18 protein-coding genes are annotated in these 25,953 nt (G+C 37.3%); 5 read left to right on the forward strand and 13 right to left on the reverse strand.

Translation table 11 applies throughout. The features are described 5' to 3' along the window. Nucleotides 1-690: 690 nt before the first annotated feature. Together exbD and exbB are read right to left on the reverse strand one after the other, a co-directional pair. Nucleotides 691-1,119 carry a TonB system transport protein ExbD gene (exbD, locus tag DK866_RS05470; RefSeq protein WP_072069444.1) on the reverse strand — a complete coding sequence of 143 codons (429 nt, stop codon included), beginning with the start codon at nt 1,117-1,119 and terminating at the stop codon, nt 691-693. Between the two features lie 6 nt (nt 1,120-1,125). Continuing rightward, nucleotides 1,126-2,145 carry a tonB-system energizer ExbB gene (gene exbB, locus DK866_RS05475; protein WP_109408039.1) on the reverse strand — a complete coding sequence of 340 codons (1,020 nt, stop codon included), beginning with the start codon at nt 2,143-2,145 and terminating at the stop codon, nt 1,126-1,128. A gap of 328 nt (nt 2,146-2,473) precedes the next feature. On the opposite strand from exbB, the gene metC reads away from it, so the two are divergent. Next, nucleotides 2,474-3,664: a cystathionine beta-lyase gene (gene metC / locus DK866_RS05480; protein ID WP_109408040.1), complete on the forward strand. Its 1,191-nt coding sequence runs from the start codon at nt 2,474-2,476 to the stop codon at nt 3,662-3,664. A 124-nt stretch (nt 3,665-3,788) separates the two neighbouring features. After that, nucleotides 3,789-4,457: a DedA family protein gene (locus DK866_RS05485; protein WP_109408041.1), complete on the forward strand. Its 669-nt coding sequence runs from the start codon at nt 3,789-3,791 to the stop codon at nt 4,455-4,457. Nucleotides 4,458-4,618: 161 nt separating this feature from the next. Here the strand turns inward: DK866_RS05485 and DK866_RS05490 are convergent, their stop codons facing one another. Next, entirely contained in the window at nt 4,619-5,401 is a 783-nt protein-coding gene (locus DK866_RS05490) for a class I SAM-dependent methyltransferase (RefSeq protein ID WP_109408042.1), read from the reverse strand. Nucleotides 5,402-5,581: 180 nt separating this feature from the next. Here DK866_RS05490 and DK866_RS05495 point away from each other — a divergent pair, with 180 nt between their 5' ends. From DK866_RS05495 to DK866_RS05505, 3 genes are all read left to right on the forward strand, one after another. After that, on the forward strand, nt 5,582-6,739 hold the full coding sequence (locus DK866_RS05495; protein ID WP_109408043.1) for an iron-containing alcohol dehydrogenase: 1,158 nt from the start codon (nt 5,582-5,584) through the stop codon (nt 6,737-6,739). A gap of 28 nt (nt 6,740-6,767) precedes the next feature. Next, nucleotides 6,768-7,598 (forward strand): 2,5-didehydrogluconate reductase DkgA, encoded by an 831-nt coding sequence (gene dkgA, locus DK866_RS05500; RefSeq protein ID WP_109408044.1) that lies wholly within the window; start codon nt 6,768-6,770, stop codon nt 7,596-7,598. A 209-nt stretch (nt 7,599-7,807) separates the two neighbouring features. After that, the gene (locus tag DK866_RS05505) at nt 7,808-10,714 is read left to right on the forward strand and encodes an inverse autotransporter beta domain-containing protein (protein WP_109408045.1); all 2,907 of its coding nucleotides are present in this window, start codon (nt 7,808-7,810) and stop codon (nt 10,712-10,714) included. Between the two features lie 62 nt (nt 10,715-10,776). Here DK866_RS05505 and DK866_RS05510 read toward each other — a convergent pair whose 3' ends face one another. The 10 genes from DK866_RS05510 to carA form a co-directional block, all read right to left on the reverse strand. After that, on the reverse strand, nt 10,777-12,000 hold the full coding sequence (locus tag DK866_RS05510) for a RhtX/FptX family siderophore transporter (RefSeq protein WP_109408046.1): 1,224 nt from the start codon (nt 11,998-12,000) through the stop codon (nt 10,777-10,779). Between the two features lie 12 nt (nt 12,001-12,012). Continuing rightward, nucleotides 12,013-13,419 (reverse strand): PepSY-associated TM helix domain-containing protein, encoded by a 1,407-nt coding sequence (locus DK866_RS05515; protein WP_162556976.1) that lies wholly within the window; start codon nt 13,417-13,419, stop codon nt 12,013-12,015. Next, complete coding sequence (locus tag DK866_RS05520; RefSeq protein WP_109408048.1) at nt 13,416-13,670, reverse strand: hypothetical protein; 255 nt, start codon at nt 13,668-13,670, stop codon at nt 13,416-13,418. The genes DK866_RS05515 and DK866_RS05520 overlap by 4 nt, the downstream gene beginning before the upstream one ends. After that, the gene (locus DK866_RS05525) at nt 13,670-15,862 is read right to left on the reverse strand and encodes a TonB-dependent siderophore receptor (protein WP_109408049.1); all 2,193 of its coding nucleotides are present in this window, start codon (nt 15,860-15,862) and stop codon (nt 13,670-13,672) included. The genes DK866_RS05520 and DK866_RS05525 overlap by 1 nt, the downstream gene beginning before the upstream one ends. Nucleotides 15,863-15,993: 131 nt before the next feature. Beyond that, the gene (locus tag DK866_RS05530; protein ID WP_162556977.1) at nt 15,994-17,634 is read right to left on the reverse strand and encodes an ATP-binding cassette domain-containing protein; all 1,641 of its coding nucleotides are present in this window, start codon (nt 17,632-17,634) and stop codon (nt 15,994-15,996) included. Continuing rightward, the gene (locus tag DK866_RS05535) at nt 17,624-19,318 is read right to left on the reverse strand and encodes an ABC transporter ATP-binding protein (RefSeq protein ID WP_109408051.1); all 1,695 of its coding nucleotides are present in this window, start codon (nt 19,316-19,318) and stop codon (nt 17,624-17,626) included. The genes DK866_RS05530 and DK866_RS05535 overlap by 11 nt, the downstream gene beginning before the upstream one ends. A 212-nt stretch (nt 19,319-19,530) precedes the next feature. Next, on the reverse strand, nt 19,531-20,424 hold the full coding sequence (locus tag DK866_RS05540; RefSeq protein ID WP_109408052.1) for an AraC family transcriptional regulator: 894 nt from the start codon (nt 20,422-20,424) through the stop codon (nt 19,531-19,533). A gap of 179 nt (nt 20,425-20,603) precedes the next feature. Then, the gene (locus DK866_RS05545; protein ID WP_088493748.1) at nt 20,604-20,747 is read right to left on the reverse strand and encodes a Hok/Gef family protein; all 144 of its coding nucleotides are present in this window, start codon (nt 20,745-20,747) and stop codon (nt 20,604-20,606) included. A gap of 504 nt (nt 20,748-21,251) precedes the next feature. Then, a complete protein-coding gene (gene carB / locus DK866_RS05550; protein ID WP_109408053.1) occupies nt 21,252-24,479 on the reverse strand; it encodes a carbamoyl-phosphate synthase large subunit in 3,228 nt (1,075 codons plus the stop codon). 17 nt (nt 24,480-24,496) lie between these two features. Further along, the gene (carA, locus tag DK866_RS05555; protein WP_109408054.1) at nt 24,497-25,660 is read right to left on the reverse strand and encodes a glutamine-hydrolyzing carbamoyl-phosphate synthase small subunit; all 1,164 of its coding nucleotides are present in this window, start codon (nt 25,658-25,660) and stop codon (nt 24,497-24,499) included. Nucleotides 25,661-25,953 lie beyond the last annotated feature (293 nt).

The following is a 25,953-nucleotide window of genomic DNA, read 5'->3' on the forward strand; positions in this document are numbered from 1 at the left end:
TAGTTCTCTGCCTTTCACGTTTTATTTTACTCACCGCTTATCAAAAATAAGAAGTGGTTTGAATAAGTAAATAAAATCTACTTACCAGAAATTGGAATGACTGAAAACAACGGTCTACCTGGTGCAATAAAAAAATAAGTATCCAAATACGGATAACTTAGATAATAAACAAATTAGGCGTTCTTGCACGTTACAAAATGTTTCAATTTGTAACGTGGGTGCATTATATCCAATAAGATTTTTTGCGCAAGCATTTTTACACTTAAATCAAATTCACATAAAAACATTACCAATCATATGGTTATAGGAAAATTTAACTTAAAAAACAAAATATCAACAAATCAAAAAGTGAAAAAAAATGAAGAGTTAATGAATATTAATGTAAGGTAAGTTGAAATAATAATATCTACTTAGCATTAATTGATTCAGCACGGTATTACCAAGTAAACTTAATTAATTATTTATTCTTAAAGTTAACCTACCTATTATTAATATTATTTAAGACTAAAGCTAAATTTTATTCTAACTCAATTTTATTAATTATCTCATTAATAACAAAAAACAATAAAAAAATATAAGTATGATTTTTTTTCACAATAAAAAAGCACCTTATTCATCATTTTACAACGACAAATAAAGTGCTTTTAAAATAGCGTAATAATACTTAGTTGAATAGCGTATTTCTAAACTTTAACCGCCTGTAGAGACTGTTTCCATCCCTACTAATCCAACTTTGAGATACCCTGCCTTTCTTAACGAATCCATTGCAGCCATTAACGTTTCATAATCAACGCTTTTATCTGCTTGGAAAAAGATGGTGGTCTCTTTATTTGCTTGTGTCATCGTATCTAACACATTAGCCATCGTTTCATGCGTGACCATTTCTTCACCAATGAAAATTTGCTTATCAGACTTAATGGTCAAATAAACAGGCTTTTCAGGACGTGGCTGTGGTTTTGCACTTGAAGCGGGTAAATTTACTTTTATATCAACGGTAGCTAAAGGCGCGGCTACCATAAAGATAATGAGCAGAACCAACATGACATCAATAAAAGGCGTCACATTGATATCATGTAATTCATTATCATCACCTGAATCATCACCAAGACGCATTGCCATAATTCATTACCTTGCTTTGCTGTTTTCGATATCTAAGTCACGGCTAACTAATGTCACCACACCTGTTGCAATATCACCAATTTCACCACGATAACCTGCGATCATACGAGCAAAAATATTATAAATGATAACTGCTGGGATAGCGGCAATCAGACCAATCGCAGTCGCTAATAAGGCTTCTGCAATCCCCGGAGCAACAACCGCTAAGTTAGTCGTTTGAGAATGTGCAATACCAATAAAGCTGTTCATAATTCCCCAAACCGTACCAAAAAGACCGATAAATGGAGAAATTGCACCGATAGTGGCTAAGTAGCCATTACCACGGCCTAATTCACGAACAATGGCAGCAACTCGACGTTCCATACGCATTTCAACACGTTCTTTAATGCCTGATGCTACTTTACTTTCTTGAGAGTAAGTACGCTCTAATTCAGCATCATTAAAGAAATCAGCAGTCGCGCTCTTATTACCAAATTTTTTGCTAATGGTTAAAGCATCATTAAGTGATTTAGCATCAACTAATTGCGCTGTTTCATTTCTTAATCGACGACGTAATGAGAGTAAATAGCTTCCTTTGGCGAAAAATAACGCCCACGTCACAATAGAAGCTAACAGTAAGCCAATCATGACACTTTTAACGACTAAATCGGCATTACGATACATGCCCATTACAGATAAATCTTCTGCAAATCCACCACCAGCAACCATTTCTGGCTCTACTGCTGGTGATGTACTTTCTGTCGCAGACGGGGTATTTTCCGTATTTTCTGCGTTTTCAACCGTTGCAGGTAAAGTATTTTCACCCTCAGGCTTAGCAGGTTCAGAACCTGGTACTTTAGTCTCATTGCTGGTATTCGCAGATGAGCCTGTTGTTGGTGTTGCGGTTGTAGCAGTTCCCTGTGTAGAAGCTGTTGAAGAAACGGCAGCAGTAGTTGGCTGTTCAGTTGGTGTGGCAGGAGTCGTATCCGCAAAAGCAGAGCCTGTCAGACCGATTGCCAATAGAATAGAAGCTGTCAAATTACGCATCAGTTGGCCTTTTACTCTCTTTTTTATCTATTTATTTATTCAGCAATGACGTTTTCCGTCACTACTTACCCAAAATCGTTCGCTTACAATCATCCTGTTTGCCATCAGGAAAGAGAAAACGCTCAAATGATATCAAACATGAAGCATTTTGATAGTAATTATCATTACTATTTGGCTATTTTTTTTTCATTTGTCGATTTTTAAGACAAATTATCGTTATTTCACGTAACGTGAAATTTTATCAACTACATCGATCACCTTTTGTACTTATCCAAAAAATGAATTAACGTGAAGCAAACACACCATCAATTAAAAGAAGGTATTAAGGATGACGCTAAAAAAACAAGAAACCTCACTCCTCCTTTCTGGACGAGCTAAAAAATATTCCCTCGGCGCAGTAAATCCAATTATACAACGTGCTTCATCTGTTATTTTTGATTCAGTTGCACAAAAACGTGAAGCAACTAAAAAACGTACTGAGGGTACACTTTTTTATGGGCGTCGAGGTACTACCACTCATTTTGCCTTACAAGAAGCCCTAACTGAATTAGAACAAGGTGCAGGTTGTGCACTTTTTCCTTCAGGTGCAGCAGCTATTACGCAGTCTATACTCGCGTTTGTTGAGCAAGACTCTCATATTCTTGTGACTGGATCAGCTTACGATCCAACGCAAAACTTTTGTGATCACCTCTTACGTAAGTTTTCAGTCACAACAACCTATTTTGATCCATTAATAGGTAAAAACATCAGTCAACTACTGCGACCTGAAACAAAAATTGTTTTTCTTGAATCCCCCGGTTCAATTACGATGGAAATTCAAGATCTACAAGGAATAGTCAGCTCCGTTCGCCAATATAATCCTGAAATCATTATTATGATTGATAACACTTGGGCGGCAGGATTGCTGCTTAAACCACTTACTTTTGGTGTCGATATTTCAATCCAATCTGCCACAAAATATATTAATGGCCACTCTGATGGCATGTTAGGCTTTGCTGTAGCGAATGAACGTTGTTGGGAACAGTTACGAGAAAATGCCTATCTATTAGGTCAATGTGTTGATCCTGATACTGCTTATATGGCAGCAAGAGGATTAAGAACATTACCAGTGAGAATGAAGCAACATGAACAAAGTGCATTGGAAGTTGCTCGTTGGCTAAAACAACATCCATTAGTTGATAACGTTTATCACCCTGCGCTAGCCTCTTGTCCAGGACATGAATATTTCCAGCGTGATTTCACAGGTAGTAACGGATTATTCTCTTTTAGTTTGAAGAAAGCTCTCTCACCTGAAGAATTTGCGATTTTTTTAGATAATTTTTCATTATTTAAAATGGCTTTCTCATGGGGAGGATTTGAATCTTTAATTTTAGGCTATCAACCTAATGACATTAAAGCGATGCGCCAATATGAAACACAACCTACATTTACTGGCACATTATTCCGTGTTCATATTGGATTAGAAAATGTAGATGATTTAATTGAAGATCTTGAACACGCATTTTTACGTATTTCTTAATTAATCATTAAATTTTTATAAAAAAAAATCTATCCCTGTGGTTCCACAGGGATTAAATCAAACTGTTGTCTTTATTTTGCGTTAGAATAACGAACATAAAGTTCTTTTTAATGCGAGTTCGCTAATGGGTACATTAAAAGAGATAATTCACGCATTAATGCAACACGATTATATGGTGTTGGCTAATCCTAATGTGTTATGGGTTATCTATATTGTTCTTTTTGTTATTATTATGCTGGAAAATGGGGTATTACCCGCAGCATTTTTACCAGGAGATACACTGCTTATTCTTTGTGGTGCCTTAATTGCAAAAGACGTTTTACACTTCTTTCCGACAATCATTATCTTAGGTACTGCCGCCAGTATTGGGAGTTGGCTTGGATTTTTACAAGGCCGCTGGTTAAGTGACACAAAAATCGTTAAACGTTGGATGGCTCAATTACCTGAGCAATATCACCATAAGGCAAATGATCTTTTCCATCGCCAAGGTTTGTATGCACTATTAATTGGTCGCTTTATTGGTTTTGTACGAACATTATTACCAACGTTAGCAGGCTTATCTGAATTACAACAACGTCGCTTTCAAATATTTAACTGGTTAAGTGGCTTTTTGTGGGTAGGTATTATTGTGTCACTAGGTTATGTATTGAATTTAATTCCCTTTATTCAAAAGCATGAAACACTAGTGATGAATATTTTGATGACATTGCCTGTATTGCTCTTAAGCGCAGGTTTAATTGGCTCTATCGTAATGTATATTCGCCATCGTAAAAATAGCACCAGTAATAAGTAATTCAAAAAAAACGCCATTATTTTAAACATCATAATGGCGTTTTTAATCATCTAAGACTTCAAAAGTTCAGTTGTTCATTGTTTTATCTCCTAATCTATTAATATCTGACTAAAAATCCATTTATATTAATTACAATCATGGTCTTTTTACTCTATTTATCTTTAAAGCTTAATCGCTTTTGAAGCAAGGAATGTAGGAATATAGCTATCAACGAGAAAACGAGCATGAGGAGCAAAATCTTCAACAAAATCTTGTAATAGAAAACCTGCCGCTAATTGTCCACCAATAAGATCAGTTAAAGAATGACCAAATACAAGCCCATCACCTTTTGCCACTTTTTCTTGCAGAATATCTGAAGGTAATGAACCTTGATCACTATACGGTAAGCGGTAAGTGGGTCTCATTAATCCCTGAGAGCGTAATTGCGGATCTCTATCATCAACAAATACAACTGGGTTATAAAAACTCGCCATCAATACACCGCCTTTCTTCAAAACACGGTAGCATTCTTGCCAAACAGGATTTACATCTGGTACATATAAATTGGAAATAGGATGAAAAATAATATCAAAACTTTCATCAGCAAATGCAGTTAGATCTGCCATATCACCTTGAACTGTCACCAAATCTAACTGATGCTTTTGCGCCAATTGGCTATCTTTACTTAATTGCCCTTCTGATAAATCAAATACTGTCACAATGCCACCAGCAGCCGCTAAAATAGGCGCTTGTTGCCCACCTGCAGACGCTAAACAGAGTATTTTTTTACCTTTAATATCTGTTAGCCACTCACTCTTAACTGGGTTAGGCGTTAAATGGACTTTCCAGTCGCCTTGCTTTGCAGCAATAATTTCTTCATCGCTTACAGGCTTAGACCACTGATTTTCCATCGCAGCTTGTTTATCCCAATGTTCTTGGTTTAATGTTAAATAATGACTTTTCATATTACTCCTTATAAATTAACTACAATATGAACTGTTGTTGTTATTAAGAAATTTAATTCAACGCTCATTTTTACAACCTTACAGTTATAGTTATGTCATGCAATTTCGTCTAGATACAGTGAAAAAAACTTTCCTGATTAATTGTCATACTGCAGAACATTAAATTATGGTGGAAACAAAATGCAAAACTTTACTTATTACTCACCGACTCGTCTTCATTTTGGTCAAGGCCAAATAGAAAAATTACGTTCTGAAATAGGCAAAAATGAACGTATCTTATTAACTTATGGCGGCGGTAGTATTAAACGCAATGGCGTATTAGACGAAATTTATACTGCACTTCCCGGCCATCAAATTCATGAATTTGGTGGTATTGAACCCAATCCTTCTTATGAAACATTGATGAAAGCTGTCTCTTATGCAAGATATCACGGTATCACGCATTTATTAGCCGTAGGGGGCGGGTCGGTTATTGATGGGACAAAATTTATTGCAGCTGCTGTACCCTATCAAGGTGAGCCATGGGAAATTGTCACTAGTCGCGGTAAAGTCATTGAAAAAGCACTACCTTTAAGTTGCGTATTAACGCTTCCAGCAACTGGCACAGAAACAAATAGTTTTTCAGTTATCAGTAAAAAACAGACAAAGGATAAACAAAGTTTTGCCAGCCCTCATGTCTATCCTCATTGCGCTATTTTAGATCCAACAACTACCTATTCTTTACCCCCAAGACAAACGGCTAATGGAGTTGTAGATGCTTTTATTCATATATTAGAGCAATATCTCACTTATCCAGTGAATGCTCGTGTACAAGATGAATATGCAGAAGGCCTTTTACGTATTTTGATTGATCAAGGGCCAAAAGCGCTGACATCACCTACAGACTATGATATCCGTGCTAATATAATGTGGACAGCATCACAAGCCCTTAATGGCATCCTTGGTGTTGGTGTTCCTCAAGATTGGGCTACGCATGCATTAGGTCACGAACTCACGGCTTTACACGGGCTTGATCATGCACAAACTCTCGCCATCGTTTTACCTGCCTTATTAAATGAAAAACGACAGGCTAAATACGAGAAATTAATCCAATATGCACAAAAAGTCTGGGGTATAAACCAAGGTTCTGACGCTTTTAAAATTGAAACTGCGATTAATGAAACTCGAAAATTCTTTGAATTAATGGGACTTAGAACTCGACTGGCTGATTTCAAAATTACTGAAGAAGATATACCTGCTTTAGTGCGTAAATTGGAAGAACATGGACAAACCGCACTAGGCGAGCATCAAGATATCACATTAGAAGTCAGCCAACGTATTTATACAGCGGCACTCTAAGTTCTTTAATGCGACTTTGGAGACAGAAATGGATAAACCTAAACTGATCAAGCTATCTGATGGAAATGCTATCCCACAACTTGGGCTTGGTGTTTGGCAAGCAGATAATCATCAAGTTGTTAACGCAATTCATCACGCTCTTGATACAGGCTATCGCCTTTTTGATACCGCAGCGATTTACCACAATGAAGAAGGTGTCGGTAAAGCGCTAAAACAGACCACGGTTCCTCGTGATGAACTCTTTATCACTACAAAATTATGGAATAACGATCAGACCCATGCCCGTGGTGCCGTATTAGAAAGCCTCCAGCGTTTGCAACTTGATTATATTGATCTCTATTTAATGCATTGGCCTGTACCTTCACGCGAACTTTATGTTGAAGCGTGGAAGCAAATGATTATTCTGCAAAAAGAAGGGTTAGTAAAAAGCATTGGTGTCTGTAATTTCAAAGAAGAGCATCTTGAACGTATCATTACTGAAACGGGTGTTACCCCTGTTATTAATCAGATTGAAATTCATCCATTAATGCAACAAGCACCATTAAGAGCATGGAACACGACTCACAATATTGTGACTGAATCTTGGAGCCCATTAGCCCAAGGTGGAGAAGGCGTATTTGATCAACCAATTATTCAAAAACTGGCTGAAAAATACCATAAAACACCCGCTCAAATTGTATTACGTTGGCATTTAGATAGTGGACTGGTGGTTATTCCAAAATCTGTCACTCCTTCTCGTATCGAAGAAAACTTTCACATTTTTGATTTTAAATTAGAAAAAGAGGAAGTTGCGGAGATAACAACACTCGACAAGAAAAAACGTTTAGGGCCTGATCCTGATATTTTTGTTGATATCTAATTTCTTCATATTTATCCTAAAGCCAATATAAATGAACATATTGGCTTTTTACTTATCAATTAAAACACTTAAAATCCCCCTCTTTTTTATAAAACAACCTGTCATTTTTTCAATTACCTTATTTTTATATATTTATGTTTCCTTTTTGATATCGAAAGTTTATATAAATCAGAAAATCTCATTACTATTTATTGCAATGAGTTTTAAAAATGAAAACACAAAAACGGGATTTCACCCTCCCCATATCTTCTATTACAAAAAAAGTAACTTGGATAAATATTTTTATTCAAATAGCTTTCCCTGTATCAGCTACACTTCCTTATTCTGCTTTTGCACAAGATAATCAAACCAAAAATCAAATTAACAGTTCTAATAATGGGCACTTTCTCCCTATAACAGAAGAACATTCAAAATTAGCGCAACTTATTGTAAATAACAAAGATTTATTAAATAAAGAAACCAATGCTACACAATATGCTGTCAATCAAGTTACCAATAAAGCCAGCACTGAAATAGAGCAATGGTTAAATCAATTCGGAAATGCACGTATCTCTCTTGCAACGGATAATAAATTCACATTAGAAAATAGTGCTGCTGATTTTTTAATCCCTTTATACGAATACAATCAGAATATTATTTTTTCTCAAACCAGTTATCACCGTAAAGATTCACGTAGCCAGATAAATCAAGGCTTAGGATATCGTTACTTTACAGATAGATTTATGCTCGGTATTAATGCTTTTTATGATCATGATTTAACTCGTCATCATCGCCGCATTGGTATTGGTGCTGAACTATGGCGTGATTATTTGAAATTCAGTGCAAATCATTATTATCGGATATCAAATTGGCGTACTTCAAAGAGTTTAGAAAATTATGATGAGCGCCCTGCAAATGGCTGGGATTTAAGAGCTGAAGGATATCTTCCAGCTTATCCTCAACTCGGTGCAAAACTCATTTTTGAACAATATTATGGTAAAGAGGTTGGGCTATTTAATGCAGATAGTCGACAAGAAAACCCCCATGCCTATACTGCAGGATTAACCTATACCCCAATTCCTTTAATAACGTTAAGTGCAGATCGTCGAATGGGTTTACACGATAATAGTGATAATACATTCGGTGTTAATTTTCAATACCGTTTAGGTGAATCACTCGCTTCACAATTTGATCCTGATAACGTACGTGCTATGCGTTTATTGTCAGGAAATCGTTATGATTTTGTCGATAGAAATAACGATATTGTTTTAGAATATAAGAAAAAAGCAACTATTTCATTTTCCTTTTCGCCCAATATCACTGGCTCTTCAAAAGAAGAAAAAGCACTTGATATTAAAATTAACTCAACTTATCCCATTAAAAATATAGAATGGTCTGCAAGTACATTTTTATCAAATGGCGGTAAAATAAATCATAAACAAGGTTTAAATTATTCGCTCACATTGCCAACGTATATATCAGGTACACCACAACAAAACACATATGTTATTAATGCTATTGCGATTGATGAAAAAGGCAATCGCTCTGAGTCTATCCAAGGAGAAGTTATTGTTAATCAAAGTGGAATTAACATAAAAAATAGTCAATTTGGATCTGATAGACAAATATTGATAGCGAATGGTCACTCTACTCAAGAGCTAATTTTAACAATACGAGATAATGATAACTTACCTTTTGATGTTGAACCTGAAAAAATATTATTAGAAAAAAAATCAAATAATAAAGTAAGCTCAAGTCAATTAACCTCATTTTCTCGACTAGAAAAAGGAAAATATAAAGCAATAATAACCGCAGGAATATCCCCTGAAATTGTGAGTATTACTCCTAGTTACCAAAATAATAAATTTAATCCTATTGATATTCAATTTATTGCTACTACTGATAATGCCACTATTTTAAAGGGTAATTTGTCAGTAATAAAAAATAATGCATTAGCTGATGGTAAAGATAAAAACCAATTAAAACTGATTGTAACTGATAAAGAAAATCATCCCATTAATAATTTTATTGTTAATTTTACAGCTGACAATGGCGCTTTCATTCAACCTACGGGTTATACTTCATTCACAGGTGAAATCATTGTCCCTATTACCAATACACATCCAGGAAATACTACCATTAAGGTAAAAGTAAAAGAGGTGGAATATCCTATTTCTGTTAATTTCACACCTGTTATTGATAAAGATAGCGCTCATATTCCACGTTCCTATTTAACCATTACCCCTGAAATTTCACCGGCAGATAATGTCACAGAAAAAACCATCAATTTGACTGTGGTTGACAAGAGCCTACTCCCGATCCCTAACGTAGAAGTTATTTTAAGGACTTTAGATCAGGCCACCTTTAAAAACGCAATTCTGACTACAGATAAAGATGGTAAAGCCAGTACAACAATGATCAGCAATGTTGCGGGTAAAGTCGTTGTAAAAGCAGAGGTGACTTCCACACATAACGTCACAGAAGGATCAACATTCTTTGCAAAGACCAAGGCAGATGGGAATATTACTTCAATTATTCCAGCTCAATCACTTTACATTGCAGATGGACAAACTCGTGTTCTTTTTACCGCTGTTGTTGAAGATCAAAACCATAATCCACTTCCAAATGTAGAGGTAAATTGGTTTACCAATCAAGACAAAAACATCGTCAATATTGATAATGAAATATCAATAACTAATGATAAAGGTATTGCAGTTACCTCTATCTCAAGCACAGAACCTCTTGATGTTATTGTCACTGCAGCTATAGATAATGATTCTTTGTCAGCTCAACCTATTACATTTGAATCAAAAATAGCCAGTGAAGCACTCTCTCAAATTACTTTATCTCCAACAGATATCGATTCGGATGGTATAGATAAAGCTTTTTTATCATTAGAACTTAAAGATCAATGGGGAAATCCATTGCCTAACCAAAAAGTCATAGCCGTTTCTGATAAAGCGATCGTTAAATTTAGTGAAACAAAACAAGTTGCTCCAGGCCATTATGTTATTGAAGTAACAAGTACCACTTCAGGTAGGGTAAATTTATCTCTTAGCGTTAATGGTAAGAATTTTAAAATTCAAAAAGCATTACATATTAGTAATAATTCAGTTATCCAACCCGAAGTAGATTAAGCTCTATTTAGTTTTAATAAAACCTATAGCCCAAAAATACCCTTGTATCTTTGGGCTATAACTTAAAATACCTTACATTTTTCCTGATAACGGACATTAGCAATAGTCACTAACAATGCACCTAATGCAATGACAGCGGCTAGCCCAAAGCCACCACTGTATCCAATAACGCTCGTTAAACTCACTAACATCATGGCACACGCCATTTCTCCTATATCGCGCATACTTTGTACAGCCGTCATATCTGTACCAGCTTGATTATCCGTTGACGCAAAATGCATACCTGCGGTCATAATAGCTACAGAAGTGATCCCTGATGATAAAGAGCCTAATACAATACATACAGCAACTATTGAAAGACTGATAGAGCCTGTTGATTGTGAAAGCCATAATAATGAGGAACCTAAAGCACACAGCAATCCTGCAGAAAAAGCACGCCACACACCAATTTTATTAATCAACCAAGCACCACCTCCACAGCCAAAGAAAAGGGTTACCATGCCACCCATCATGCCCATTTTCCCGATCTCTGCTAAAGACCAACCGCTGTCACTTAAAAAGAGTTTTGCTAAACCAAAGCCCGAAACTGCGGTTACTGCTGAAAGCAATGTCAGTGTTAATAGTCTTACCGCACCTTTTCTACGTACCGTTTTTAATAGGCTTGCATTAGGTGAATCACCATTTTCACCCTCATCATATTTTGCTTTTTGACGAAATAACGTAATAAAAAATAAACTGATAGCGGGCACTGAGGCAAATAACAGTAATGCGGTATGTTGACCTAATTTATCAGTGAGGATCATCATACCTGCTCCTCCTAAGAAAAAGCCCCCCATCACACCTGCAATTTGAACAGCATTTATTTTCGATAATAACGTGCCACTCGCATGTTCAGCGGCCATACCATCTGTTGCAATATCCTGTGTAGCACTGGCTAATGAAGCGATAGCTAATAAAGTGACGCCCCATTTTGCCGTTTCGATAGAAATACCAATGATTGCTAATAATAATAAACAGAACGTCACTATAACTTGCATGGGAATAATCCAGCTACGGCGACGACCTAAAGATTTAAACCAATAATTATCAACCACTGGCGCCCATAAAAATTTTAATACCCATGGCAATCCGACTAATGGAATAAATGCGATTGCACTTAAAGCTGAACCTTCTTGGCGTAATAATGTAGGCAATGCATCCATCGCAATTCCCATCGGAATACCTTGTGCTAAATAAAGTAAACCTAGCGTTACCACTAATTGCCGATGTTTTAATAATTCTTGCATAACAGACTCCAATTACTGTCTTTTAAGTAGAAAAAGACCCATCAAAAAATAGAAAACGGCACTGATCAACAAGGCACAACTTACCCACCACAAAGCAGCATGAGTTATAAATAAGTGACTAAAGACACTGATAAATAAAACCACACTACTTATGGTTAAAATAAGAAAAGTAAGTTTGATCACTTGCGGATAAAACAAATAAAAAAGAAGCGTTATCAACCAAACACTAAAAAAAGGCAGTATCGGTGATAACGCGGAGAAAATAGCGATAGGAAGTAAACATATACTGGCAAAAATTAAACCAGAACAACTTCCTAACACTAAACGGGAACTGATATTAATGGGCTTTTTTAATACCCAAATTATTAATCCACTAAAGGTTAATACACAGGCCATCATTCCCATTAGGCAATGAAGTACCGATAAACTAAAGTTTGCTGAACCTGTCCATAAATATTGGCCATAATGCAAAGGTTGAATGGCAATAAAAGCACGCGTCCAAAATTGCTGAGACACAGCACTTTTTTCTGCAATCCAATGATTATCTAAGCCAGAAAAAAATAACTGCTCAAAATTAGCGGTGCTGGGTAAATACAAATTAATACCACTCACCGTAATTTGCTGTTCAGCATTACCTCTATTTTTCCAATTAATAGTTTCAGGAATAAAGTCTGCTTTTTCTTGTGAAAGTTGAATTAACAATGAGCTGGGAGAAGAGGCAATAAACTCAGATGAAACGGGTGTTGATTGTCCCATTAATTTCATCATGACTTGTGCTGGTGCTTCTGGCTCCACATATTTTGCGAGCATTAATGTACCAAATGCCCCTAATCCTGATAATGCCCCCGTTAATGCAAACATTACGAGCCACGGATAACTCCATAATCCAATGACATTATGTAAATCAAAGAAAAACAGCCTACGCCCTTGATTAAAACGGAGTCGAAATAATTGATAGACTTTACGGTGATGAATAACAATGCCAGTTATTAGTAATAGCGCAAAAACAAAACCAAATAAGCTAATAAATAATCGTCCAGAAAACCCCATAAATAGATTTTTATGTAAATTAACAATAGGAGAGATAACTTCTCTTACTGTAATTTCTTCACCCGTTTGTGCATTTAATTGCAGTGAACAATCGCCCATTCCTTGGCAAAAAGTGATAATTGGATGATCTATAGAGGGTAATTTCACACTATTAAAGCCATTTTCACCTAAGAAGTATTCACCTTTGGCTAATAACTGATCTAATGGCAATAATTCTTTATTTAAAGGCTTAAATTGAACCCATATATTTAAATTTTCATGCGCTAGTGACCATGTTCCCGTCAATAGAATAATAAATAATAGAATGCCAAATAAAGAACCTACTTGGCGATGAAGTTGTAAAAATTGGCGCTTTAATATTGCTTTCATAGAATAAATTCCAACAATATTAAAGGTAATGGCCACCAGCTCCATGCTCGCCAAAATACCTGTTTTCCATTCAGTGAGAATAAGCTAAAACAGAGCAATCCACATAAACAGATAACAGGTAAAAAGACGGCTGCATACAGGCAATTAAGAGGATCAGTGCTGGGATAAAATGTTGCTATCAGTAGTGACAGCGTAATACTTCCTATTACGCTGCCTAAAACTGCACAACTGATCAGCAATGCCTTTTGCATTAGAAATCAGCCTTGATATTCAACATAACGTTACGAGGTTCGCCATAACGGTTATTCCATTGAGGTGAGAAAAGGCTTGAGTAATAACGTTTATCAAAGACGTTATTAATATTTAATGCCGCAGACCAATGTTCATTAATTTGGTAACCTAAACGCGAATTAAATACCGCATAGCCACCTTGACGTAACGTAACTTCACCGTTTGTTTTGCTATATTCACTTTGCGCTTGAATACCACCGCCCACACTCCACTTACGCGCATCCCAAGGTAACTGATAATTTGTCCACACTCTTACCATGTGGCGAGGAACTAATGAGTTAAAGCTATTACCTTTATTCAGTGTGTCTTCTTTATATTCCGTATCGGTATAGGTATAACCGACAGAGAGATCCCAAAATGGCGATAAGTACCCCATTCCTTCAATATCAAAACCTTGACTAACAACTTTGCCACCACTAATAAGATAGGTATTAAATCCCCCTCCAGGATGGGCTGGATCTTCTTGTGGATTATTTTTCATATCAATACGGAAAACAGCGGCGGAGACGTTAAGTCCACCATTCATCAAAGCGCCTTTGATCCCGGTTTCAACGGTTTGTCCTTCCACTGGTTTCAACATTTCACCACTCCAAGTTTTCCCTGTTTGTGGTTGATAAACCGTAGAATAACTGCTGTACCATGACCATTGAGGTGCAAAGTCCCAAATCAAACCACCATAAGGGGTGATTTTTCCATTTTCAGTGAACTTAGCTTGCGGTTTTGTCACTTCCCACCAGCTCGCTCTTGCGCCTGCAACCAACGTAACAGGCTCAATAAGCTTGATCCGGCTCATTCCATAAACGCCAGTTTGTTCCGTTTTTGTCGCACCTTGAGAGGAATAGCCCGTTACTTGTGGTTTCGGTACACTGTGAGGAACCCAGCGATAAATATTCACAGGTACATTGAGAGGATCTTTAAATTGCCCAGTGTGCTGTTCTTCACTGGCCTTTGAGTAACTCATTCCCACTATCACGTCATGTTGTAAGCCCCAACCATTAATTTTTCCTGTGACATTGGTATCAAGGCTGGTTTGATAGTTATGGAACTTGTATGCCCCTCCCATTAGCATGGCTCCATCACCAGTTTCAGGATCAATATTTCCCCATGCCCCTGCATACAATAAACGTGCTTTAGCATATTGATAATCGCCGTTGATTTTAAACAGCCAATCATCATTAATTTGATGTTCAATTCCGGTAAATAAACGAGTGGTATCCCATTTGAATTTATCCCAGTCAGCATCTAAATAGGTTTTACGAGAAAGGTGCAAATCGCTACCATCTTTTCCCATTGGCACACCTGCCATATTGGTGATGGAGTCTATTGTTTGATATTGAATACCTGTACGTAATAGTGTGTTAGCCGTTAAGTCCGCATCCACAGTGGCATAAATCAAGCGAGTCTTTTGATCTGAAATATCATAGAAAAAATCTTTATCTTCCCACGCCATTACGACTCGACCGCGTACACTCCCTTCTTGATTTAAACGTCCACCCACATCGACTTCACCGCGATAACGGTTCCAACTTCCAGCCGTAAATGTTGCTTTTAATTGATCGTCTAAAGGTGCGTGTTTACGTACCATATTGACGGTTGCTGCAGGATTTCCCATTCCATGCATTAATCCGTTAGAGCCTTTTAAGATCTCTACACGTTCATACACCGCCATATCTTGTGGCGAACTTGCCATATTTCCTATTAATGCGGGAACACCATCAAGTTCAAAGGAGTTAATTTGAAAACCACGTGCGTAATAAGCCGTTGTTAATAAAACAAAAGGCGCACTAGTAACCCCATTAGCACGAGTCATCACTTCATCAAGAGTATTTAGGTTTTGATTTTCTATCTGTTCTCTATCTATCACAGAGACAGTTTGTGGGATCTCTCTAGGCTTAAGCGCCATTTTACTTAATGTACTAACGCCTGGAGCAAGGTTATCGCGGTTTTGTGCTGCGCTTTCAGTCACAATCAAAACATCAACTGCTTTATTATTTTCTGTTGCTGTATTTGCGATAGCAGAAAGTGAAAATAAAGCGGTAGAACACAAAATAGCGCATTGTGTTAATGCCAATTTATTTTGTGTACGTTGATTTAATACTGGCGATAATTTCTGTGTTTTATCTAAGCCAGCTAAAGAAGAAATGTAAACCATACCCATCCCCAAACATTCAAATGATAATGGTTATCACTCTACCAATTTTAGGATTACGGTATTTTAGATTGCCAGATTATCTCTTTCGATTGCCAATCGATATTAATTGGCAATCAGGAAAGCTCTAACACTCACAATGAGTCACAAAAAGTCACAAACCATGTTGAAGTTGACAACAACATATTAGGTGAACCTTCAGCAATAACTTTTCCATTATCAAGCACAATCACATGATCAGCATGTTTAGCAATATCAGGATCATGCGTGATCACAACACGAGTAGAGGTTAGCCCTTCAAGATAACGTACCACTTTTTCACGACTGACTGTGTCAAGGCTCGCCGTTGGTTCATCTAAAAATAAGATCTTAGGATCGGCTAATAATGAACGCGCTAAACATAGTCGCTGTTTTTGTCCACCAGAATAACGATCTCCCTGATCGCCCACATCTTCATCTAAATCAGTTTGAGTCACCGATAAATTCAATCCATTAAGTAGATGTAAAATATCATTATCGCTGACAGTTGAGTTCTCATCTTGTAATAATGACCAACGCAATGAGCCCCTAATTAATTGGTTATGTTGAAATACGATTTGTCTTGTTTGCGCTAATACACTCTCAGATAAATCATTAACCCTTTTATCTCCATAATAAATCTGCCCTTTGTCAGCATCACTAAGACGCGCTAAAGCACGTAATAATGTTGTTTTACCCGCACCAGAACTGCCGACAATTGCCGTCATTTTTTTATCCGGGCATAGCGCTGTTATGTTAGAAAGGATCGGCGTACCTAAACTATTATTCACATCCAGTTTTTCACAACGAATGTCATTGCTTTTAGGAGTATCACTTTGTTTTGGACTTTGTAATGTGGGAGCATCCAACGCATTTTTTATTAAAGTAAGTGATTGTTTACTCTGTCTTAATGCCTGATCAATATGAGAAAGCTGAAATAACGGTTCAATAAAACGAGCAATTAATACTACGACCGCCAACCACTGCGTTAAAGTAAGAGTATTAGCATCAACATTCATTGCACCAATAACTAAAACGGCAATAAAAATAACCTGAATACAGAAAGAGAAAATCAGATGATAGGGTAAACTTCTTTGTAATAACTGCACTTGTTGGTGATGTTGTGCCAATAAATCTTGCTGTAACTGCTGCGAGAACAGCGTATTTTGTCCACTTTTTCGCAATAATGCCTGATGTTGTGCAAAATCAGCCAATGTTTTAGCCGCCACAGCCTCTGCTGTTTGCAGTGTCACTTCTTGTCTATACAGCCCTTTGGCACTGATCCGCATCACTACAACAAGTAATAATGCAGCCACGATAAAAATAAAAGCAAAAGTGGCGTTATAAAATAAAAGGCCAATAATTACAGTTAATGGTGTCACTACAACACTGATAACAGGAGCCAGTAAATGAGCAGGAATGCTCATTGCACTCATTGCAGCACCTGAGCATAACGTTTGTGCTTGAGGCGGTGGTGTTAAACTACGCGGTAAATGACGGATCAACTCTTGAACTAAGATCCTCATCACCGTTGTACCAGCCAGAAAACCTTTTAATGTTGCAATATACTGAAAAACCAGCGTAACAAGTGTTAATCCTGCCAATATCCATAAATATTGGCTAGCATCCTGATCCCAATAGATAATAATAGGCAATAATAATAAACCACATAACCCTTCTAAAATGGCACTCAAGACCATAAAACTAAGGGGATATTTTAAAGATAAGAGTAATGAAACAAAGGGATTAGCCTTCATTTTGCTCTCCTTGTTTCTGAACAAAATCACTATAGCGCTCACAATTGAGTAGCAAATCATCATGATTTCCCATTGCGACTAACCTTCCATCAACCATAAATATCACTCTGTTAGCTTGTTGTGCCAAAACCAGTGAATGTGTGACGACTATCCGTGTCATGGTTTTATTTTTTAGCGCATTAAAAATATGTTGCGCATTATCAGGATCAAGCGCTGAAGAAGGTTCATCAGCCAATAACAAAGGACTATTGGCAATGAATGCACGGGCTATCGCCAAACGTTGAGCTTCACCACCAGAAAGTGGTGTTTCATCATTGATAATCGTTGATAAACCTTGAGGTAGAAGCCCAATAACTTCAGCAAAATGCGTTTCATTAATTGCAGATTGTAGTTGTTCTTCATTACAATCTGGATTAAATAACAATAGGTTATCTTTAATCGAATAAGGTAATGGTTGACTATTTTGCATTACCACTGTGGTAATTTGGTTTAATGCATGGCGTGAATATGCTTGTAAACGCTTATTCTCAATTAAGATCTCACCTGATGTTGCATCCATAAATCGAGCAATCAGTTGTAATAACGAGCTTTTACCTGCGCCAGAAGGCCCGACGATGGCAATAAACTCTCCTTTTTTAATTTCAAAATTAATATTATTGAGGATCTTTTTATCACCATACGAAAGGCAAACAGAATCTGCCGTTAACGCAACAGCATGAGATATCGTATTTGTCGATAAATCACCATATTGCATTTCAGGTTGATTTAATAATTGTTGGATCCGCTGCGCTGATTTTTTCGCTCCACGTAAGGCGTCACCACCATGCCCCATAGCCATGACAGGCTCTGCAATACGTCTTAATAATAAAATAAACAGGAGTAAATCGGCCAATGGTAACGCTTGTTCAAAAATAGTAGCACCCAGTAATAGCCATCCCGTTAATAATGTTGCACTCAATAATAACTGGGTAAGTGATCCTAATAATCCGACTCGTTTAACCCAATTTTGAAAATGATAAACAAAATTAAATAGTGCTTTCTCTGTTCTATCAACAATACCTTTATGCGGAAATTGACGTGCTACAAGTGGGTTTTCAGCAAGAAGTTGATAATCTTCAAAGAGCGTTTTCATCGCACTATCACGCTGTTCACAATAAGTTTGATAACGTGAAGATTGAGTTTGTTTAAAACAAAAATAAGCGATGACAAGAGGAATAAGAGCAAAAAGTAGTAAAAAAAGATTTACGGTTGATAACACAATAATGGCAATAATAGGAACAACCATTAATTGCACGATATCAGCAGGCGCATGAGCAATTAATTGATGTAGAGCTTTAATATCGCGCTGAACATATTGGTTAACACCGTTTTTCCCTTGGCTAATAAACCAATTCAACGGTAATTTTTGCATTTTTTCTGATAATGCTAACCGTAATTGATAAGTTAATTTAGCATCCATTAAATGCGTTAAATGAAAGGCAATTGTCTGTGAAATAAGCCATACAACGCCACCAATAACCGCAATGGTTAACCAAAACGTATTAGCTGAAGGGAAAGAAATAATAAGTTGATAGAGTGCCAGCCAAGGTACTAAAGAGCTAAAACCAGCAACAGTTTGTAGTAACAGCGCACTTATTAATAAAGTGCGATAAGGACGCAACAACGTCCATAATTCATTATGCATAATAATCTCCACAACATCTTGTGGCACTATAGCGAAAAGGGTATTTACCCTCTAGCAACAAGACTTTAGATTGCGTGACTATTACTTTCGATTTAGATGCATTTTGCTTATTTATTAAGCAAGGTGGGAAAGATAGAATTAATTAAGTGTTTAATAGATGGTAAATCAAGCGAAGAAGATAATAAATATACCGATAAACCTAATAAAATCAATTAAGGCGTAAAATGCCCTTTGCGCACATCACCCGGTAATATACCAAAACGTTTGCGAAATGCGACGGAAAAATGAGCCGGTGTATACCCAACATAATAGGCAACACTTGAGATAGATTCCCCTTCGTTTAGCAACATATTATATGCGGTTTGTAAGCGATATTCTTGTAGCCAACCATAAACAGAATTACCAAATAATTGACGAAATCCTTGGGTGAGTTTTCGTGTATTTAATCCCACGCGTACCGCTAATATTTCAAGTTTCGGTGGTGTTTCCATTTCAGCAATTAAAATATCTTTCGCCTGTTTTAAGCTGTTTTTTTCACGCTGGCTTAATGGTCGATTAGCAGGCTCTTGCGCATGACATAAATATTGTAAACTTAATGAAGCAAATTCGCAGGCTTTACCAGAGTAATAAAGTGGTTTTAAAGAATCGTGAACTGGGTTTTGAAATAACTGCATGGTTAACGCCAAAAAAGTGTTATCCATAGTCAGATGATGCAGCATGAGTGATTGGTTTTGTTGCAATATAGGGGGCAACAAAATATGTTGTTGCTCAAGCCACTGAGATGATAATTGCAATAATGTGTATCTTAGGGGATCGCCAGATTTAAATTGATTCAATAAAGAATAGCGTTCAACACTATTAGCAATAAAAATACTCGGTGTCGCTATCTCTATTTTCTGCCCATTGACACTTTCACTAATCACACTTCCACTATGAACAGCCACTAAATTAAAGCCGGCTTGATAAGTCTCTTCAATTTGCAGATCTTCCTTGGTTTCTAATACACCTTGGCGCAATAGAATTTGGTCTTGAAAGCGATATTCTTCAACCTGCTGATGCTTAGGTTGATAACCAATGTATGAATAGAATGAAGAGTGTTGAGACATAATAGAAAGATATCAGCAGAGTAAATAATCACCTATGTTGTCAGCTATATTGTCAAACATTCAACGAAATAGCAATCATTATCATTTATATAGAATAGCCTATTTTAAAGACAGGGTGCTTGTACCACAAATCTAACAACTTGAAGAAAAATTGGGGGGAGAAAACCTCCCCCACCAAACTATTTATTGCACATCAAAATAGCTTGAACAACTGTGCTTCCATCACTAATGTTAAGAGAACATAATCGTTCACCAACAATCATAGTGAAAGAAAGAACGGTCGCACAAATAACAGTAATTCCAAATAAGGTTATTTTAGTCAATTTTATTGACTCCTTTGTGAAAAGGAGACAGAATCAAGTTGTTCAGGTTTGAGTCTGTCCCCGGATTTTATGAGAATAAAATTCGGGGCTTTTCTCTTTCTGGCTCTTGCAAAATGCTTGAACCAAAATGATCCAAGCACCTACCAGTATAGTAACAGAAATTTCTCTATCCCCTCTACCTTACCAGTGGTAAATTAAAAATTTAATTTAATTAAAACAAGATGTTAATTGATTACGTAAAACAATTCACTATTGACTCAAACGCCAAAAAAAGACAAAATAAATTCGCTAAAACAAAGAAATTAACTTGTTTTATTTTCTTGACTCTTTACTTAAAAAAAAGATCCGCACCCACCTCTTTGTTTTGCCGTCGCCCCAAATAAATTTATTTGGGACTTTCTTTTTTCTGCAAAATTTTCTTTTTTTAAATAGTGATAGAAAAACAAAAAATCCCGAATACAAGTTTCCTCATATTCGGGATCATTATTACGACAACAAATAAACTTAAGATTTACTTATCTTTTTATGCATTTCTTGAACTGAAATAACACTCGCCGTCGTATCCGCAGTTAATGACAGTGTTGTTGCAAATCCGCCATTTAACGTCGTGTCATAATGGACTTTATATCTTAATGCACTGCGACGAATAATTTTAGAATCTTCAATGGCTTGACGACCAGATGTGGTATTAACGATATAGTCATATTCACCATTTTTAATTCTATCTTCAATATGCGGTCGCCCTTCATGCACTTTATTGACTAAACGTGGATTTATTCCTGCTTCACCTAATACAATGGCTGTACCATGTGTAGCATCTAATTCAAATCCACTTTTTAGTAATTTTGTCGCCAAATCAACAACACGCTTTTTATCACCTTCACGCACAGAAAGAAGGGCTCTACCTTTTTTCTTCATAGTAGAACTGCTGCCTAACATCGCTTTAGCAAAAGCTTGTGCAAAGGTTGCACCAACGCCCATCACTTCACCTGTTGAACGCATTTCTGGCCCTAAAATTGGATCAACTCCTGCAAACTTATTGAAAGGTAAAACCACTTCTTTTACAGAGTAATAAGGCGGAATAATTTCTTTTGTTACGCCCTGCTCTTCAAGACTTTGACCAATCATGACACGCGCAGCAACTTTGGCTAATGGTACGCCTGTGGCTTTTGACACAAAAGGGACGGTACGAGCAGCACGAGGATTAACTTCAATAAGATAAACATCATCACCTTTCACCGCGAATTGTGCATTCATCAACCCTTTTACACCTAATTCAAAAGCGAGCTCACGGACTTGTTTACGCATCACATCTTGAATTTCTTTGCTTAGGGTGTAAGCAGGTAATGAGCAAGCCGAATCACCAGAGTGAACACCCGCTTGTTCGATATGCTCCATAATGCCACCAATCACGACTTGTTTACCGTCACAAATCGCATCAATATCGACTTCAATTGCATCATCAAGAAAACGATCTAATAATACAGGTGCATCATTTGACACACTGACAGCGGTTTGGAAATAACGACGTAAATCAACTTCGTCATAAACAATTTCCATTGCTCGTCCACCAAGGACATAAGAAGGACGAACCACCAGCGGATACCCTATCTGTTGGGCTTTTTTTACCGCTTCTTCTAACGCCGTTACAGTGGCATTTTCAGGCTGTTTAAGCCCTAATTTATCAACCGCTTTTTGGAAACGTTCACGATCTTCAGCTTTATCAATAGCATCTGGCGTTGTCCCAATGACTGGCACACCTTCAGCTTCTAGCGCTCTGGCTAATTTTAATGGTGTCTGTCCACCATATTGCACGATCACCCCTGTCGGTTTTTCGATACGTACAATTTCAAGCACATCTTCTAACGTAACAGGTTCAAAATAGAGTCTGTCAGAAGTGTCATAATCTGTTGAAACCGTTTCAGGGTTACAGTTCACCATGATGGTTTCATAACCGTCCTCACGTAACGCAAGAGCCGCATGAACACAGCAATAATCAAATTCAATCCCTTGGCCTATACGATTGGGCCCACCACCTAAAATCATTACTTTAGGTTTGTTTTGATGTGGATTTGCCTCACACTCTTCTTCATAAGTCGAGTACATGTAAGCCGTATCAGTAGCAAACTCTGCCGCACAAGTATCAACACGTTTATAGACTGGATGTAGCTGATATTGCTCTCTTAATTGGCGAATAGCGTGCTCTTTAATGTTAAGTATTTTAGCTAAACGCGCATCAGCAAAGCCTTTACGTTTTAACTGATGTAAGAAATCAGCACTCAACCCATTGATACCTATTTCACCGACTTTTTCTTCAAGACGAACAATTTCTTCAATTTGAACTAGGAACCAACGATCAATATTAGTGAGATTAAAGACGCCATCAATGGATAATCCAGCGCGAAAAGCATCTGCGATATACCAAATTCGGTCTGAACCAGCTTCTTTTAGTTCACGGCGAATTTTAGTTAATGCTTCGGGATCATCTAAATCAACTTTAGGATCAAAACCAGTCGCTCCAACTTCAAGGCCTCGTAACGCTTTTTGCATAGATTCTTGTAGCGTTCTACCAATTGCCATCACTTCACCAACAGATTTCATTTGCGTAGTTAATCTGTCATTTGTTCCTGCAAATTTTTCAAAGTTAAAGCGAGGAATTTTTGTCACAACATAATCAATAGAAGGCTCGAAAGAAGCTGGTGTTCTTCCTCCTGTGATGTCATTCATCAGCTCATCAAGGGTATAACCTACCGCTAATTTTGCGGCAACTTTAGCAATTGGAAAACCTGTTGCTTTGGATGCCAAGGCGGAAGAGCGAGACACACGAGGATTCATTTCAATAACAATCAAACGCCCTGTTTTAGGATCAACCGCAAACTGAACGTTAGAGCCACCCGTTTCAACACCTATTTCACGCAATACCGCCATCGAGGCGTTACGCATAATTTGATATTCTTTGTCGGTAAGTGTTTGTGCTGGCGCAACAGTAATGGAATCCCCCGTATGAATTCCCATTGCATCAAAGTTTTCGATAGAACAGACGATAATACAGTTGTCGTTTTTATCGCGCACAACTTCCATTTCGTACTCTTTCCAACCAATCAGTGATTCATCAATTAATAGTTCATTGGTTGGTGATAAATCTAAACCGCGAATACAGATTTCTTCAAACTCTTCACGATTATAAGCAATACCACCACCGGTTCCCCCCATCGTGAATGAAGGGCGAATAATACAAGGAAAACCAACTTGTTCAGCAACAGCAAAAGCTTCATCAAGGTTATGTGCAATACCTGAACGAGCTGTATCTAAGCCGATTTTTTTCATCGCTTTATCAAAGCGTTGTCTATCTTCTGCTTTATCAATTGCATCAGCTGTAGCACCAATCATGGTGACACCAAACTCAGCTAAAACACCTTGGCGCTCCAATTCTAAAGCGCAGTTCAGTGCTGTCTGCCCGCCCATTGTCGGTAATACTGCATCAGGGCGCTCTTTTTCAATAATCTTTCTCACAACTTGCCAGTGAATAGGCTCAATGTACGTTGCATCAGCCATTTCAGGATCGGTCATAATGGTTGCAGGATTTGAATTTACCAAAACAACTCGATATCCCTCTTCACGTAGAGCTTTACATGCTTGAGCGCCTGAATAATCAAATTCACACGCTTGTCCGATTACGATCGGCCCTGCACCTAAAATCAGGATTGTTTTGATATCTGTTCTTTTAGCCATTTTCTTTCGCTCCTGATTTATTTTGTTGTCACTGATTGCAGGTTTTGACGATATTGCGCGATAAGTTCGATAAAGTGATCAAAAAGAGGTGCCGCATCATGTGGCCCTGGGCTGGCTTCTGGATGGCCTTGGAAACTGAACGCTGGTTTATCTGTACGATGAATACCTTGCAAAGAGCCATCAAATAGAGATTTATGTGTCACACGTAAATTGGCAGGAAGTGAAGTTTCATCAACGGCAAATCCATGATTCTGTGCTGTGATCATCACAGTATTTTTATCTAAATCTTTTACAGGATGGTTACCACCATGATGCCCAAATTTCATTTTGATGGTTTTTGCACCGCTGGCTAACGCTAAAAGCTGATGACCTAAACAGATACCAAAGAGAGGAATATCGGTTGTTAAAAACATTTGAATGGCGTTAATGGCGTAATCACAGGGCTCTGGGTCCCCGGGGCCATTTGAAAGAAAAATACCATCAGGTGAAAGTGCTAAAACATCTTGCGCTGGTGTTTGTGCTGGTACAATGGTAACTCGACACCCTCTATCTACCAGCATACGTAAAATATTACGTTTCACACCAAAATCATATGCCACAATATGCAATGGCAATTCATTCGCTGATTTAGCTTTAGGTAATTCACTCTCTAGTGTCCAACTTCCTTGAGTCCACTGATAAGGTTGTTTAACGGTTACTGTTTTGGCTAAATCCATTCCTTTTAAACCCGGAAAAGATTTAGCCTTTTCGAGCGCAACATGGGTATCTAGGCGCTCCCCTGCAATAATACAGCCATTTTGTGCGCCTTTTTCTCTCAATAAACGCGTTAGCTTGCGTGTATCAATATCTGCAATTGCAACGATATTATGACGTTTAAGATAATCAGATAATGTTTCTTGTGCACGATAGTTGCTCATCACTAATGGCAAGTCGCGAATAATTAAACCTTGAGCATGGATGGTTTCTGATTCTTCGTCTGAACGATTAACGCCGGTATTGCCAATGTGGGGATAAGTGAGAGTAACTATTTGTTGGGAGTAAGAAGGGTCGGTTAGTATTTCTTGATAACCGGTCATTGAAGTATTAAAAACGACTTCACCGATGGCGGCGCCTTCTGCGCCAATCGACTTGCCGTGGAATTCGGTCCCATCTTCTAGAACCAGTATAGCTGATTTAATCAAAACGCCCTCCAGAGAATAATAAATCACATTTCATGCATATTAATTCAGATTTAAGACTCTAAATCAATGCCAAAAACATAAAATTGGGCAAATTTTTGGCAAATTGGGCGCATTCTAAAGATCGAATAGGCAGATGTCTAGAAAAAACACCTTTTTAATTAAAAAAATATCAATCATTAGCAATTTAATTAACCAAGTGACAATTAACACAACAAATCTTACATATTTAACCGTTTGCTTACCAAGATAACTTAAAATTTAGATTTCAAGAGGAAATAAAACAGAATTCCGTT

This window comes from Proteus genomosp. 4 str. ATCC 51469 (assembly GCF_003144375.1).
Taxonomy (GTDB): Bacteria; Pseudomonadota; Gammaproteobacteria; order Enterobacterales; family Enterobacteriaceae; genus Proteus.